The 14,489-nt window shown below is 68.1% G+C and carries 14 protein-coding genes; 4 read left to right on the forward strand and 10 right to left on the reverse strand.

Features of this window, described 5'->3' with window-relative positions; all coding sequences use genetic code 11:
• Positions 1-21: 21 nt before the first annotated feature.
• A complete protein-coding gene (gene trhO, locus AC1DFE_RS09575; protein WP_476905660.1) occupies positions 22-915 on the reverse strand; it encodes an oxygen-dependent tRNA uridine(34) hydroxylase TrhO in 894 nt (297 codons plus the stop codon).
• A gap of 125 nt (positions 916-1,040) precedes the next feature.
• On the opposite strand from trhO, the gene AC1DFE_RS09580 reads away from it, so the two are divergent.
• Together AC1DFE_RS09580 and AC1DFE_RS09585 are read left to right on the forward strand one after the other, a co-directional pair.
• Positions 1,041-1,733 (forward strand): GNAT family N-acetyltransferase, encoded by a 693-nt coding sequence (locus AC1DFE_RS09580; RefSeq protein WP_476905661.1) that lies wholly within the window; start codon positions 1,041-1,043, stop codon positions 1,731-1,733.
• Between the two features lie 146 nt (positions 1,734-1,879).
• The gene (locus tag AC1DFE_RS09585; RefSeq protein ID WP_476905662.1) at positions 1,880-4,276 is read left to right on the forward strand and encodes a DEAD/DEAH box helicase; all 2,397 of its coding nucleotides are present in this window, start codon (positions 1,880-1,882) and stop codon (positions 4,274-4,276) included.
• A 146-nt stretch (positions 4,277-4,422) separates the two neighbouring features.
• Here AC1DFE_RS09585 and AC1DFE_RS09590 read toward each other — a convergent pair whose 3' ends face one another.
• The 7 genes from AC1DFE_RS09590 to ssd form a co-directional block, all read right to left on the reverse strand.
• Positions 4,423-4,773, reverse strand: a complete 351-nt coding sequence (locus AC1DFE_RS09590) for an Rv3654c family TadE-like protein (protein WP_476905663.1) — start codon at positions 4,771-4,773, stop codon at positions 4,423-4,425.
• A 41-nt stretch (positions 4,774-4,814) separates the two neighbouring features.
• Positions 4,815-5,270 (reverse strand): TadE family type IV pilus minor pilin, encoded by a 456-nt coding sequence (locus AC1DFE_RS09595; protein WP_476905664.1) that lies wholly within the window; start codon positions 5,268-5,270, stop codon positions 4,815-4,817.
• A 110-nt stretch (positions 5,271-5,380) separates the two neighbouring features.
• Complete coding sequence (locus AC1DFE_RS09600; protein ID WP_476905665.1) at positions 5,381-5,668, reverse strand: DUF4244 domain-containing protein; 288 nt, start codon at positions 5,666-5,668, stop codon at positions 5,381-5,383.
• Positions 5,669-6,126: 458 nt separating this feature from the next.
• Entirely contained in the window at positions 6,127-6,741 is a 615-nt protein-coding gene (locus AC1DFE_RS09605) for a type II secretion system F family protein (RefSeq protein WP_476905666.1), read from the reverse strand.
• A gap of 43 nt (positions 6,742-6,784) precedes the next feature.
• Positions 6,785-7,588: a type II secretion system F family protein gene (locus tag AC1DFE_RS09610; protein ID WP_476905667.1), complete on the reverse strand. Its 804-nt coding sequence runs from the start codon at positions 7,586-7,588 to the stop codon at positions 6,785-6,787.
• Positions 7,585-9,078 carry a TadA family conjugal transfer-associated ATPase gene (locus AC1DFE_RS09615; RefSeq protein ID WP_476905668.1) on the reverse strand — a complete coding sequence of 498 codons (1,494 nt, stop codon included), beginning with the start codon at positions 9,076-9,078 and terminating at the stop codon, positions 7,585-7,587. The genes AC1DFE_RS09610 and AC1DFE_RS09615 overlap by 4 nt, the downstream gene beginning before the upstream one ends.
• Positions 9,075-10,385, reverse strand: a complete 1,311-nt coding sequence (gene ssd, locus AC1DFE_RS09620) for a septum site-determining protein Ssd (protein WP_476905669.1) — start codon at positions 10,383-10,385, stop codon at positions 9,075-9,077. Before ssd ends, AC1DFE_RS09615 begins: the two co-directional genes overlap by 4 nt.
• A gap of 205 nt (positions 10,386-10,590) precedes the next feature.
• Between ssd and AC1DFE_RS09625 the strand changes: the two genes are divergently transcribed.
• Both AC1DFE_RS09625 and AC1DFE_RS09630 read left to right on the forward strand, forming a co-directional pair.
• Entirely contained in the window at positions 10,591-12,342 is a 1,752-nt protein-coding gene (locus tag AC1DFE_RS09625; RefSeq protein ID WP_476905670.1) for a bifunctional 3'-5' exonuclease/DNA polymerase, read from the forward strand.
• Positions 12,343-12,713: 371 nt separating this feature from the next.
• A complete protein-coding gene (locus tag AC1DFE_RS09630; RefSeq protein ID WP_043417572.1) occupies positions 12,714-12,905 on the forward strand; it encodes a YegP family protein in 192 nt (63 codons plus the stop codon).
• 39 nt (positions 12,906-12,944) lie between these two features.
• Here the strand turns inward: AC1DFE_RS09630 and AC1DFE_RS09635 are convergent, their stop codons facing one another.
• A complete protein-coding gene (locus tag AC1DFE_RS09635; protein ID WP_476905671.1) occupies positions 12,945-13,622 on the reverse strand; it encodes an NUDIX hydrolase in 678 nt (225 codons plus the stop codon).
• Positions 13,619-14,443, reverse strand: a complete 825-nt coding sequence (gene nth, locus AC1DFE_RS09640; protein ID WP_476905706.1) for an endonuclease III — start codon at positions 14,441-14,443, stop codon at positions 13,619-13,621. Before nth ends, AC1DFE_RS09635 begins: the two co-directional genes overlap by 4 nt.
• Between the last annotated feature and the right edge of the window lie 46 nt (positions 14,444-14,489).

Raw genomic sequence — 14,489 nt, forward strand, 5'->3', positions numbered from 1 at the left:
GGGCGTACCGGTCCGGTCCGCTCAGGCGGCGCAGCCGTCCGGGCAGCGCAGGGTCTCGGGAGTGGCCGCGCAGCCGGCGCAGTACAGGGTGAGTGTGCGGCAGCTGGGGTTCGAGCAGTTTTCGAACTTGCTCGTTGGCGCCTGGCAGCGGACGCACTCGCCGATGGTTTTGGCGTCCTCGCTGAATTCGAGGTGCATGCGCTTGTCGAAGACGTAGAGGGAGCCTTCCCAGAGGCCGTGGTCCTTGAACTGTTCCCCGTAGCGAACGATGCCGCCGTCCAGCTGGTACACCTCTTTGAAGCCGCGGTTCACCATCAGGCTGGACAGCACCTCGCAGCGGATGCCGCCGGTGCAGTAGGTGACGACGGGCTGGTCCTTGAGGTGGTCGTACTTGCCGGAGTCGAGTTCGGTGATGAAGTCGTGGGTGGTGGCGACGTCGGGGACGACGGCGTCCTTGAACTTTCCGATCTGCGCCTCGAAGGCGTTGCGGCCGTCAAAGAACACCACGTCCTGGCCGCTGGCTTTCTTTGCGTCAACGAGTTCGTGGAGTTCCTCGGGCTGCAAATGGGTTCCGCCTCCCACGACGCCGTTCTCGTCCACCTTCAGCTCGCCGGGTGCGCCGAACGAAACGATCTCATCGCGGACCTTGACGCTCAGCCGGGGGAAGTCCTCCGCCCCGCCGTCGGACCATTTGACGTCGATTCCCCGGAAGCCCCTGTATTCGCGGGTCGTTTTCACATACTGCTTGACGGCGCCGATCTCTCCGCCGACGGTGGCGTTGATGCCGTCCCTGGAGATGAGGATCCGCCCCGTCACGCCGAGCTTTTCGCAGAGGGCACGCTGCCAGAGCCGGACGGCGTCCGGGTCCGCAATAGGGGTAAAGCCGTAAAAGAGCACGATTCGGTTCAAAGCCACGTATTTAAGGGTACTTGCTGGCCGGCGGGAACGGACTCCAGGCCGGGGAAGAGCCTCCTATCACAATTGCATAAGCAAGCGCCGAAGCTCTGTTGCTTATGACAGCGCTGGAATACTCTCTTCACATGACGCCAGAAGCCATGGTTGGAGACATCACTCATCTGCTTGAAGTCTGGGTGGCCGGTTGGGCTGGTTGCCGCGGCTACGAGACGCGAACTGAGGGCCGGTTCCCCTCCGCCCTGCGGGCGGACACAACCGGGGACTGGGAATACTTCGCCTCCGATCCTACGGATACCGAGTTCGCGGACCTGGCGGCAAAAACTGCCGAGGCCCCGAAGCGGGTGCTGACAATCCTGACAAATGACGTGGGACGCTACAAGCTCTTGGCTGAGCAGCACAACCTCAATGCCACGTCAGCGTCCCAGACCATGATGGTCGTGGACATGGAAACCCAGGACTCCGAGGACCCGTGGCTCTCGGATGACGACCTCGCCCTGAAAACGTGGGAGTCCGACGGTGTCCATTTTGCCGAAGTACGCTCGGGCGACACCCTGGCGGTGAGCGGCCGCGTGGTGGTCATCAAGGGCACCGCGGTGTTTGACAAGATCGTGACCGAACCGTCCTTCCAGCGCCGTGGCCTGGGCAGCTTCATCATGAAGGCCCTGGCGGCGCAGGCGTTTTCGCACGACGTGGAGGACGGCCTGCTGCTGGCGTCCCTGGACGGACAAAAGCTGTACTCGCATCTGGGCTGGTCCTCGGTGTGCCACGTCCTGATGCTCTCGGCCTCCGATGAGGGCGCCGACCTGTCCGTGGTCTAAGCCGTTCAGGCACTTCCGTTCCCGCCTTCGGGTTACGGCCGGGTTTGGCTGCGCTGTGCCGGTTCGTTTGTCCTGCCTTCATTTGCTGTTCCGTGCGGATGAGTGTCCTATGCCGGCGATTTTTGCCCGGATGAAAGAATGTTGGGGTGAACCCCCATGACTCGCTGATTCCGTTGCTGGGCCGCGGCCCGGACCCGGAGCAGCTCCGGCATGTGCGGACGATTCCGGCACGCGCGGCCGTCCACGAACCGTGGCCGGCCTGGGCCCACCCGGACCTGGTCGCGGCCTACGGCAAGCTGGGCATCCACCAGCCGTACCGGCACCAGATCCGGGCAGCAGACATTGCCCACGGTGGCGATCACGTGGTGATCGCCACCGGGACAGCGTCAGGGAAGTCCCTGGCCTACCAGCTGCCGGCCCTGGATGCGATTCACCGTTCCGAGCTGCGCGTTCTGTCGGAACCGGGAAAAATCCACGACGACGGCGCGGTGACCCTTTATCTCTCCCCCACCAAAGCCCTGGCGGCAGACCAGCTCGCGGCTATCCGTTCCCTGAACCTGCCGACGGTCCGCGCGGAAACCTACGACGGCGACACCGACCAGGCCTCCCGCCGCTGGATCCGCGACCACGCGAACTTCATTCTGGCCAACCCGGACATGCTGCACTTCGGCATCCTGCCGAACCATGCGTGGTGGGCCGGGTTCTTCAGGCGCCTGCGGTACGTGATTATCGACGAGGCGCACAGCTACCGTGGCGTTTTCGGTTCCCATGTTGCCAACCTGATGCGCCGGCTGCGGCGCATCTGCGCCTATTACGCGGCCGACGGCAGCGCCGCGGGGCCGGTCTTCATCGCCGCCTCAGCCACCGCTTCCGAGCCGGAGAAGTCCTTCGGCCGCCTCATTGGCGCGGCGGTCAAGGGAGTCTCCGAAGACTCCTCGCCGCACGGGTCCACCACTGTGGCGTTCTGGGAACCGGCGCTGAGCGAGGTGCGCGGCGAGAACGGCGCCAAGGAACGCCGGACGGCGGTGGCGGAGACCGCCGATCTTCTCGCGAACCTCGTCTCGTCGCGGGTCCGGACCATCGCCTTCATCAAATCCAGACGCGGCGCCGAAACCATCTCGTCCATCACCAAGCGGCTCCTGGATGAAGTCGACCCCAGCCTGCCGCAGCGGGTGGCGGCTTACCGCTCCGGGTACCTCCCGGAAGAACGCCGTGCCTTGGAAAGGGCACTGCGGACCGGCCAGCTGCTGGGTATTTCCAGCACCTCGGCCCTGGAACTGGGCATCGACATCTCCGGGCTTGATGCCGTCCTGGTGGCCGGCTGGCCGGGCACCAGGGCATCCCTCTTCCAGCAAATCGGCAGAGCTGGCCGTGCGGGCCAGGACGCCATCGCCGCCTTCGTGGCCAGCGACGATCCCCTGGACACCTACCTGGTCAATCATCCGGAAGCAATCTTCGACGTGTCCGTCGAGGCGACAGTGTTTGATCCGTCCAATCCCTATGTGCTGGGCCCGCACCTCTGTGCCGCAGCCGCGGAGCTCCCGCTCGGCGTGGCGGAGCTGCCGCTGTTCGGAGCGACTTCGGAGAAGCTTCTCGGGCAGCTCGTGGCACAGGGGTACCTGCGGCGGCGCCCGGCCGGCTGGTTCTGGACCCATTCGCAGAGCGCCGCGGCCATGGTGAACCTGCGGGCCGACGGCGGCGGGCCGGTAAGCATTGTGGATGCAGACACCGGTTCGCTGCTGGGAACCATGGATTCGCCGCAGACCCATTACCAAGCCCACACTGGTGCCGTGTACGTCCATCAGGGCGATAGCTACGTGGTGGAGGACCTGAATGAGGATGATCACTGCGTGGTGGTACGCCGTGCCAACCCGGACTACTACACGACTGCCCGGGACGTCACGCAGATCGAGGTTCTTGAGACCCAGCGGACCGCGCAGTGGGGCGATGTTGGCGTGCACTTCGGCGACGTCAAGGTCACGACGCAAGTGGTCTCCTTTCAGCGGAAGGCCCTGATTTCCAATGAGGTCTTGGGCGAGGAGCCCCTGGATCTGGGCGCCAGGGACCTGTTCACGAAGGCCGTGTGGTTTGTAGTGGAGAACCGGTCACTCACAGGCGCCGGGCTCGTCGAAGCGCAGTTTCCAGGTGCCCTCCACGCCGCGGAACACGCCGCCATTGGCCTGCTGCCGCTGGTTGCCTCAAGTGACCGCTGGGACATCGGCGGGGTTTCGACCGCCATTCATGCCGACACCGGCGTGCCGACGATTTTCGTGTACGACGGGCACCCTGGCGGCGCCGGCTTTGCCGAACGGGGCTTCGAGAAGGCCAAGGTATGGCTCACGGCCACGAGGGACGCGATCGAGGCCTGCGAGTGCGAGTCCGGATGCCCGTCCTGCGTCCAGTCCCCAAAATGCGGCAACAAGAACAACCCCCTGGATAAGGACGCCGCTGTCACGCTGATCGATGTCCTGCTCAGGGATGCGCGGGACGCGGGGTCGCAAAGGGATACCGAGGCGGGCGCGCCGGCGCCGACCGTAGTCTAGGTGTGCCGAAGAGCCGAATACTAAGGGCCAAACAGCACGGCCCGAACAGCGACGGGGCCGGGACAGCAACTGCGCCCCAGCAAATGGGGCCCAACAGCAACTGCGCCAGGACAGCAAGGGCCAGGTGCCACCCAAGCCGGCCCCACTTAGGGCGGTGGTCCGGCCCTGGCGCGGCCAGTGGCAACACCCAGGAGGGGTCCGGCAGATAGTTCCGTCCTGACTTCGACGGACTGGTCACCTTCCTCCGTGCAGCTGACGAGCCTTGCTTCGTGGCGGGCTGCCACGCCGGCGGCCACCAAGCAGGGTTCGCCCGCCGAAACCCCGCGGAGCGCGTCAGCCGCTGCCAACGCCGCAAGGTCGGCCGCGGCGGCGGCCTTGGATGCCGCCGCGGCCGCATGCGCAAGGAGGAGGAGAAGGGCCATGACCATGACAACGGCCATGCCGAGCGCCGCTGCCAGCACAGTGCCGGATCCGCGTTCGGATCCGAATCCTGACACCGGGTGCCGCCACCGGCCACGCGGCTGTGTCCGCCGCCGGCTCACAGCGGCCGCCCGGCAGGAACGGCGTACGTTCGCCCGGCCAGTGCCGCCTGTGTTGCCTGGACTGCCTGGCCTCCCTGCGCTGTTCCCGGCAGCGGCGCCGACGATGCCGTTTCGCTGCGTGCCTCGGCCCTGGCGGTCAGCGTCCACGGCACCATGCGTCCCAAGGGTCCCGCCGCCCTGTCCGACACTGTGACGCTCATCCATTCGCCGCCGGGCACCACAGCCGACGAGGCCGAAGGGCCGGCCAGCTTCCGCACGATACCGTCGACGGCGGCGGCATCCTCACCCCTGGCGAGTGCCCTGGCACCTGCCCGGGCCGCCTCCTCCAGCCGGAGCTGGGTGATCCCGGCCGCAGACCCCGCCAGCAGCATCGCCAGGAGAAGCAGGACCGCCGGCAGAGCGACGGCAAATTCCGCCGTCACCGCGCCGCGGCCGTTCCCGAGGCCACTCACAGCGCGCTCCGTCCCCGGACCGCGAGCGCCAGCCTCCTCTCCGGACTGGTGCCCGGGCTGCCGGCAGGACACAAGACCGCCGGCCGCCGGAAGGGTCTGCGGGGCGGGTCTCACGGCAGGGCCAGCGCCGTACGGATCAGGGTGAGCAGGAAGCCACGGACTTCGTCGCTTCGAAGGATGAACACCAGGAGTCCGGCGAAGCCCACCGCCGCCAGCGTGGCGATGGCATATTCTGCGGTAGCCATGCCGGCTTCCGACCCCATGAGCCGCCTGCGGGGCCGCGCCTTCACCCGCGGCGCCATGCTGGCGCCCGGGTAGATCTCCAGGACATCTGCTTCTTCGGGGTCCTGGCCCAAAGGCCGGGCAGCTTCACCCGGAGTGTGGTGGTTGAGGGACATGAATATTCCTTTCTGGACTTCCGGCCAGTTGCCGGTGCATTCGACTCTTCCGCCGGACGCCCGGACCGGTAAGGCCCAAACTTTCCTAAGTGGAAAAGCTGCGCGGCCAGCCGTCTGTGGAGGAAAAGTGCCCGTGCGCTTGGCGGCCGCGCGGGCAGCCAGCACCGCGGCACGAGAGCACTTGGCGTCTGTCTGCGCGGGCAGCCAGCACCGTAGCGAGAAAACGCAGGGCAAGCGCCACCACGCAGCGGCGCGAGTCACTATCGCCGCGAATCAGGATCGGTGCGCATCAGTTTTGCCGCGGGGAATATCGTGAGGGCCCATGACAGTAGGGCAAGCACCGGGTCCGAAAGGCATAAGACCAGCCCGCCGTACATGCGATGCCAGGAGGTTTCGGCGCATGCACCGTGCGCCCACAGGATGCAGCTTCCCCAGGGAACTCAGCTGCCGGAGGGAACTCAGCTGCCCGAGGGAACCAGGGCAAGCAGCACAGGAACGACCCCCAGGCAGATGAAGGCCGGCAACGAGCATAGCCCCAGTGGGACCACCAGCTTGACGCCGAGCGAGGCCGCGCGCTTCTCCGCGGCCCGGAAACGTTCCCGCCTCATTCTGGCGGCCTGGGCATAGAGGATGGCCGAGGACGGTGCACCCGTTAGCGCGGCAAAGCCCAAAGCGTCGCGCAGGGCCAGTATTTCCGGCGAACGCACGTCTGAACTCCGCCAGGCCGTCTCCCAGTCCGCGCCAATGGCCATGGCTCCCACGACCGGCCGCAGGGCCCGGGCATACTCGGGTGAGGCCGCGGCGGCCACCAGTTCCAGGGTCCGTCCGATGCCCGAGCCTGCATGAAGCATCGCGGCAATCAGCTCAAGCATCATGGCGGTATCACGCAAGCCCGGCGACTGTTCTGCCCGGCCCTGCGGCTCGTCGTCTCCATCCGCACTGCCGTTCGCCGCCACATGTCCTTTCCGTCGCAGGAGGCCTAATCTCCCGTGAGCGGTTCCGCTAAACGCGAGGCCCGCGGCGGCGGCGAGTGCCAGTGAGACGACGGCAGCAGCCAGGACAGGTCCGGTCATTGGCCTGATCCGGTCATGCCGCGGTACCACAAGTGGCGGGTTTTCATGGCGCAGCCGCCCCGGCCGCCGCCCGCACGAGTCGCGCGGACCAGATCCGGCCAATAAAGGTCAGTCCGATGCCCGCGGTCAGCGCTGCCATCCCGAACGGCGTGCCCAGCAGCATGGCCAGCGGATCCACGCCGAGACAGATGCCCAGTCCCAGGCCAAGCACCGGTAGCCAGGTCAGCAGGGTGACCGTTGCCTTCGGTCCTGCAAGCGCGGTCTGGCGGGCGGCTTCAGCGTCATCCTCAACCTCCAGCTGCGCTGCAAAGCGTGTCAGGACGTCTGCCAGCGGACAGCCACTGGCGGCTGCTATCTCGAAGCAGGCCGCCAGCTCCGCCCAGATCCGCGGTTCACGGCCGCCGGCGCCATGATGTTTGGGCGAAGCCGCCGAGCGGATTGCCTCGGCCACCGGCGCTCCCCGCATGGCCGCTCCCCGGGCAGCGGCCAGGACCGCTGCCGATCCGGGGCTGAGCTGTGGCCGGCGCGGGTCGTCGTCTGTGAGGCCCGACTCCACGTAGAGCTGCCACAGTTCGTCCCACAGGCGCGAAGGAGACCGGCCGCCTTTCAGCAAGGCAGCCAACTGCTGAACCACAACCGTCAGGGACACGAAGGACTCCCTGCGGCGGCCCTGGGCGAGGCGGAACCTGCCGTGGCCCGTTGCGGCAGGCCTGCCATCACGGCGAAAACGACCGCCGATCGAACGGCTGAGGCCGAAGGCATGGTGCGCCCGCCGAACAGGTCCCCGGGCTGGGCCCAGGATCAGCCAGGCGGCAAGGACCAGTGCGCAAACGAACGCCGCGGTCATGCTGCTGCCCTGCGGGCCACGCGGTTTTCACGGCCGGTCTCCGGGCCGTGCAGTCCGCCCGGCGCGGCCAACGCCGCCGACGCGGCCGGCTGGGCTGGGTCTGCCCAACCTGTCGGGCAACCCGATGCGTGACTGGCTGGGCCAGCGTCGAGTGCGGGGCTGGAGTCGCGGACAGGGACAGAATCCAGGGCAAGGCCCGGATCGAGCGCAGGCCCGGCATCGGAGACAGGGGCTGCAAGGGCAAAGCCCGGATCGAGGGCCAGGCGCCGGGCAAGGAGCTCCCACGCCGGCCCGCGAACCGGCTTGCCGGCCGAAATATCCAGGGCCACGGAGACGTCGAGGCCACCGGGCCGCTCGGTCAGGATTCCGACGCACGCGACGTAGCGTCCGTGCCTGGACCGGGCCACGTGGATTACTACGTCCACTGCGCTGGCAACCTGGAGCCGGACGGCTTCCTGCCCAAGGCCGGCAAGGGCTCCGAGAGCGGTGAGCCGGGCAGGAACGGCTTCCGCGGCGTTGGCGTGGATGGTCCCTCCACCTCCGGTGTGGCCAGTGTTCATGGCAGTAAGAAGTTCGCGCACCTCGGCGCCCCGGCACTCCCCCACAATCAGGCGGTCCGGCCGCATCCTCAGGGCCTGGCGAACGAGTTCCCCGAGGTCCACGGCGCCGCCTCCCTCGAGGTTCCCGTGCCGCGACTCCAGGGAGACCACGTGCGGGTGTACCGGGTTCAGCTCCGCGGCGTCTTCGATCAGGACCAGCCGCTCCCCTGGATGGCAGAGCCCCAGAAGAGTGGACAGGAGGGTGGTCTTTCCGGATCCGGTGGCGCCGCTGACCAGGAAACTCAACCGCTGTTCCACCATGCGCTCCAGAACGCACTGCACCAGGGGCCCAAACATGCCCCCGCCCCGGAGCTCATCCATGGTGAAGACCTGTTCCCGCCGGATTCTGATACTCAGCAGCGTGCCCGACGCCGAAATGGGCGGCAGGACTGCATGGACCCGGTAGCCGCCCTCGAGCCGCACGTCCACGCACGGCGACCCGTCGTCCAGACGCCTGCCGCCCGATGCCACCAGCCTGGCGGCCAGGGCCCTGAGCTGGGCCTCCCCCGCAAAGGCCACCGATGTCCGTTCGATGCCACGGCCCCTGTCCAACCAGACGGAGTCCGGGGCATTCACGAAGATGTCAGTCACCGACGTATCCCGGACCAGGTGTTGCAGCGGCCCGAGGCCGTTGAGCTCGGCGCTGATGCGTTCGGCCGCGGCGAGGGAACCGGCTGTGCCCAACAGCTTTCCGGTGGCCTGCACTGCGGCAGCCACCCGCGACGGGGTCACAGGTCCGGCGTCCGCCATGACCGACTCGCGGACGGTCTCAAGAAGCCCAGCGTCCAAAACCCGGGCCGCACGCCGGCGCCCGGCAGTCTCGGTGAGGGCCGCGCGGGAAGCCGGTGTACCAGGAAAACCGGTGGCGGCCGCTCCCGAGTGGGCAGTCACAGGAGGTCTCCGACCTGCAGGTCCCCGGCGAGGAGCCCTAGCACCGACGAAGCGAAACGCCGCACGCTCTTCCGCCTGCCCTGGTCGAGCAGGCGGCCCAGCTCCGTGGCCGAGGCTGTGCCCCGCACCTCGGGCATCACGCCGTGCAGGGGCAGCCCCACGGACTCGGCGACCAGAGCGGCGTCCAGGGCAGCCCCGGCCTTGCCACGGATGACCAAGGCTGATTCGACAGGCGGAAGCTCCTGCAGGAGCCGGGCGGCGGCCACGGCAGCCTTCAACTGCGCCGGGACGACAACCAGGAGGCGGTCGCAATCCCACGCGAAGGTGCGCAGCGGCTCCGCGTTGCGGCCGATGTCGACAATAACCACCTCGTAGCCCCGGCGTGCGGCGTCGAAGACACCCCCCACTGTTATCGGGTCCACCAGGGGTGGCCGCTCCCGGCTTCCCGGCCAGGAGAGAAATGAGAATCCACCGGCGATGGGCAAGGCGTCCGCGAGCTGCTGCGGGTCAATGCTGCCGCTGGCGTCGGCCAGGTCCGGCCAGCGGAGGCCCGGTGATTCCTCCGCCGCGAGGGCCAGTTCGAGGCCGCCACCCCAGGGATCGGCGTCCACGAGCAGGACCCGGGCGCCGAGTTCCGCTGCCGCCTGGGCGAGCCACGCCGCCGCGGTAGTGGCGCCTGCGCCTCCGCAGCCGCCGGTAACGCCGAGGACGAGGCCTCCGGCCTCCGGTGAACGGGAGCGGCTGAGGTACTCGGCCAGCCACGCGGCGGCATCCGGGAGGACCGCGACGCGTTGGGCGCCCAGGGCAGCGCCAAGGTGCCAGAGCGTGTCCCCTTCCCCGCTCAGGCCCACGAGGACGGCCGGGGCACGGCGGCGGGGCGGCAACTCCCGGACATCGCTGCCGACGAGAACGTCGGCAGCGGAATCCCAGAACGGCGCGGCCTCCGCCACATCGTCCACCACCCGGAGCCGTCCGCCGGCAGCGGCGACAATCCGTTCCACTTCGCCCCGCAGGAACTCAAAACCCGTGACCAGCAGGACATCGCCGCCGTCAGCTGGGAGCCAGGTTCCGGAGTCAGAGCTTGTTAGTGCCCTCACCGGAGCTGACACGCGCTGCGTCTCCGGACGCCGTCTGCCCCGGGGCACCGGGGAGGAGCCGTCAGGGACGTCGCCCGGCGGCCCTGCCCAGAACCCGTGGGCATCCGGCAGCGCGGCATCCGGCAGCATGACATCCCGCAGGGCGCCATCCGGCGGGGCAGTGTCCGGGTCTGATGGGAGTCGCCGGTTCCGGGCGTGATGCCTGCTCATGCAGCAACTGTGCCCAAAGGAACGGCCTCCCGTCAGAGGTGAATGACTGTATGTGGAAAACCGGTCACCCCGCTTCCTGTCCAGCTCCCTGTGGAGGACAAGCGGCATAGGACCAGTGCGGGAGGGGCCAATGCAGACCAACCGACGGCCCACGAGATGCTCGGCACGAAAACAATAAGCCCGGCGGCAAGGCAGAATTAGACACATGTATCTGTTGCTCGCCGCCCACCCCGACGGCGCAGCCATACTGGAACTCACGGCAGCGGGCCTCCCTCATCCCGCCAATCCGGAACCCCGCGTCGTCCCTCTGGCCAGCGGACGGGAAACCGCACCCCAACCCGGCGCGGCAGGCAGCGGAACCGGGCTGGCCGCCGTCGTCCGTGAACTCGAGAAGCGGCGCCCGCGCTGGATCTGGCACCGCACCCAGGATTGGTACCCGTCGCTGCTGGCGGCCGGCGTCGACGTGGAGCGCTGCTATGACCTCTCCTTGTGCGGCGCGATCCTGGCCCATTCGGAGTTCACGGCGCACACCGCGTACGCCAGGAACGCCGAGAAGCTCACCCAGGACGACGACCTGCAGCCGCCGCGGCTGCTTCAGCCACCCCCGCCGCCCGCGGACCAGGGCGCACTCTTCGACGACCCGGGCGCGGCAACCGAACCGCGGCAAAGTCTGGCCGAGCTGCGCGCCGAATATGCCGCCCAGCAGGAGGCCCTGGCAGCCGCCGCCGGAGACGGGAACCGACGGCAGCGGCTCCAGCTCCTCCTGGCCGCCGAGTCGGCCAGCGCCCTGGTCGCGGCCGAGATGCAGCACGCTGGCGTGCCCTGGCGTGAGGAGCTGCACGAGCGGATCCTGGCCGATCACCTGGGGCCGCGGCCCCCGCAGGGGCACCGGCCGGCCAAACTCGAAGCCCTGAACACGGAACTCCGGGGCCTGCTGAACGCGCCAGCCCTGAATCCGGACTCGCCGCAGGAACTCATGCGCGCCCTGCACCGCAACGGCATCGAGGTGAAGTCCACGCGGCAATGGGAGCTGAAGGGATCCAACCATCCGGCCATCGCGCCGCTCCTGACCTACAAGAAACTGTCGCGGCTGCACACCGCCAACGGCTGGGCGTGGCTGGACGCGTGGGTGAGGCGCGGGAGGTTTCGGCCCGAGTATGTGGTGGGCGGAGTGGTGTCCGGCCGCTGGGCGTCACGCGGCGGCGGGGCGCTGCAGATCCCCCGCCAGGTCCGCGGCGCTGTGCACGCCGATCCGGGACACAAGCTCATCGTGGCCGACGCATCCCAGCTGGAACCCCGCGTTCTCGCGGCGCTCGCGCAGGATTCCACCATGGCCGAGGCCGCCCGGGACCAGGATCTCTACGCGGGTATCGCCGCCAAGGGTTTCGGCGGCGACCGCAGCAAGGCAAAAATGGCCTTGCTGGGCGCCATGTACGGGGCCACCTCCGGCGAGGCAGGCCGCCTGATGCCGCAGCTGGCCAAGACCTATCCGCGGGCCGTGGGCTTCGTCGAGCGCGCCGCCCGCGACGGTGAAGCCGGCAGGACCGTCACGTCGCGTCTGGGACGCAGCAGCCCGCCGCCGTCGGACCGGTGGTTCCTCAGCCAGCGCTCCACCTCGGCGGAGGAACAGCGCCGCGCGGACGCCATCGCGCGGTCCCGCGGACGTTTCACGCGCAACTTCGTCGTCCAGGGTTCCGCGGCGGACTGGGCCGCCTGCTGGCTGGCGGAATTACGACGGCGGCTGCGCACCATGCGTGCCGACGGTTCAGGAAGCGGGGAACTGGTGTTCTTCCTGCACGACGAAGTGATGGTCCATGCCCCCGACCCCGCCGTCGACGCCTGCATCCGCGCCATCGAGGAAGCCGCCAACGCCGCGAAGGAGCTGCTCTTCGGCACCATTCCGGTCGAGTTCCCCGTGAGCGTCGCCGTCGTCGATTCCTACGACAACGCAAAGTAGCCCTTCACCCCTGCAGCCCCAAAAGCCCGACGCCCCGCGAAGCCGGCCCGGCCGAAACGGGGCACTTTGGCACGCGACACGCCGGCCGCCGTCGTAATTCACGACGGCGGCACCCCCAAAGTGCCCCACGACGGCACCGCTCAACGCGTCCGTCGCCCGCCTGCCCGGGGTCGGGGGCAGGACAATAGCCCCTGCTCACGGGAAACAAAAGTCACATCCGCCACAGACGGAATACGCGGTTGTACTGAGTCATGTACCGGCGAGTAGTTCGCATCGTGTGGCGTGGACCACTAAGCTCTATGGTGGCCGGGCAGTGGCAATAAGTTGGCCCGGCACGTGCGACGAAGCATCAGCAGGGGGTTTCCACGCCAATGGCGGGCAAGTTTGAGGTTCACCAGGACAGCGATCAGTCTTACAAATTTCGTCTCATGGATGGGGACGGAAACATCGTGGCAGAGTCGCCGCGGTTCAAGAGCGTTTCGGGAGTAGTGGCCGGCATCAACGCATTGCGTGAAAACGCCGCCACCGGCCTGGTGGTGGATCTGCGAAAGTCGCAGCACTAACACCGGTCGCCGCGGGGCGGCCAAAGCCAGCAGTGCCGCCTAGAGGTCCAGCGGATGAAGCCGGGTCCGGTCCCACGGAACGGCCCAGCCCAGCTGGTCGAACATTTCGTTCAGAATCATGCCCGTGAAGCCCCAGACCACCAGGCCGTTCACCGTGAACGCCGGGCTCTGGAACGTCTGGTTCATGCGGGTCACGGCCGCCATGGTGCGGTTTTCGGGATCCAGCAGGTCACGGACCGGTACGCGGAAGACCTGGGCGGACTCGCCGTAGTCCACCACCCGGACCGGCGACGGCGAGGGCCACCAGGCCAGGACCGGGGTCACCAGGAAGTTGCCGCGCGGCAGTGCCAGTTCCGGCATGGCACCCAGCACCTCGACGCCGGACGGGTCCAATCCCGTTTCCTCCTCGGCTTCCCGGAGCGCGGCCTCCACCGGAGTTTCACCCACGTGGATGCCGCCGCCTGGAAAGGCTACCTGGCCGGGATGATCATCGAGGGTGTGGGCGCGCTCCAGGAGCAGGACGTCCAGGTCTGCAGCCACCAGCGGCTTGTCAGAGCCGGCGGGCACATCGTCCAGGGCCCCGAACAGGATCAGGACGGCTGCTTTGCGGGCAGCTGACTCGTCAACGGTCAGCTTGCGCCAGTAAGGATTCCGGGCAGGAGCGGTTCCCGCGCGGATGGAGTCGACGAGGTCCACAAGGTTCTGGCGCGCCGTCACGGAGTCCTCCGCTGGGATTCCATCCGGATCTCCGCCGCGCGGTGCGTCTCGGCCAGCAGTTTTGCCAGGAGCTCCTCGCTTCCGGGCGCCAGTTCATATTTCAGCAGCTTCGCGGCCTTGGCCGGGTTTGTCTCACCCGAACCAAAGCTGGGGCACCAGTTGGCCACGGCACAGGCCCCGCAGGCGGGCTTCCGGGAATGGCACACCCGCCGGCCGTGAAAGACCACCCGGTGGGACAGCATGGTCCAGTCCCTGGGCTCAAACAGCTCCGCCACATCGGACTCGATCCGGACTGGGTCGTCCGACTCGGTCCAGCCGAAGCGCCGCGCCAGACGCCCGAAGTGGGTGTCCACCGTAATGCCTGGAATGCCGAACGCATTGCCCAGCACCACGTTCGCGGTTTTCCGTCCGACGCCGGGCAGGGTCACCAGATCTTCCAGCCGTCCGGGCACCACGCCGTCAAACTCGTCCACCACGCGGGTGGCCAGGGCGAGAAGGTTCCTGGACTTGGCACGGAAAAACCCGGTCGGCTTGATGATGGCTTCGAGCTCCGCGGTGTCGGCTTCCGCCATGGCACGGGCGTCCGGGTAGTGGGAGAACAGCAGCGGCGTGATCAGATTGACCGTCACATCCGTAGTCTGCGCGGACAGCACCGTGGCAACGAGCAGCTCGAACGGGTTCCGGAAGTCGAGTTCGGCGTGGGCGTACGGGTACTGCTCGGCGAGGGCCCGGTTGATCCTGCGCGCCCGGCGTTTCAGTGCCAGCGGCGATTCGCCGGAGCGGGCCGGGGCGTTAGCCCCCGGCCCGCTGACGGCGGGGATTTCGGCAGGTACGGCATCCCCGGGCGCCTCGGCGGGAGCCCCTGTT

The sequence above is a fragment of the Arthrobacter sp. 05T423 genome (genome assembly GCF_056396245.1).

Coding starts and splice junctions, on each gene's coding strand:
- AC1DFE_RS09600 (WP_476905665.1), bottom strand. CDS start 5,668: ATGTCCCTCAACCACCACACTCCGGGTGAAGCTGCCCGGCCTTTGGGC.
- ssd (WP_476905669.1), bottom strand. CDS start 10,385: ATGAGCAGGCATCACGCCCGGAACCGGCGACTCCCATCAGACCCGGAC.
- AC1DFE_RS09625 (WP_476905670.1), top strand. CDS start 10,591: ATGTATCTGTTGCTCGCCGCCCACCCCGACGGCGCAGCCATACTGGAA.
- AC1DFE_RS09630 (WP_043417572.1), top strand. CDS start 12,714: ATGGCGGGCAAGTTTGAGGTTCACCAGGACAGCGATCAGTCTTACAAA.
- AC1DFE_RS09610 (WP_476905667.1), bottom strand. CDS start 7,588: ATGACCGCGGCGTTCGTTTGCGCACTGGTCCTTGCCGCCTGGCTGATC.
- AC1DFE_RS09605 (WP_476905666.1), bottom strand. CDS start 6,741: ATGACCGGACCTGTCCTGGCTGCTGCCGTCGTCTCACTGGCACTCGCC.
- AC1DFE_RS09580 (WP_476905661.1), top strand. CDS start 1,041: ATGACGCCAGAAGCCATGGTTGGAGACATCACTCATCTGCTTGAAGTC.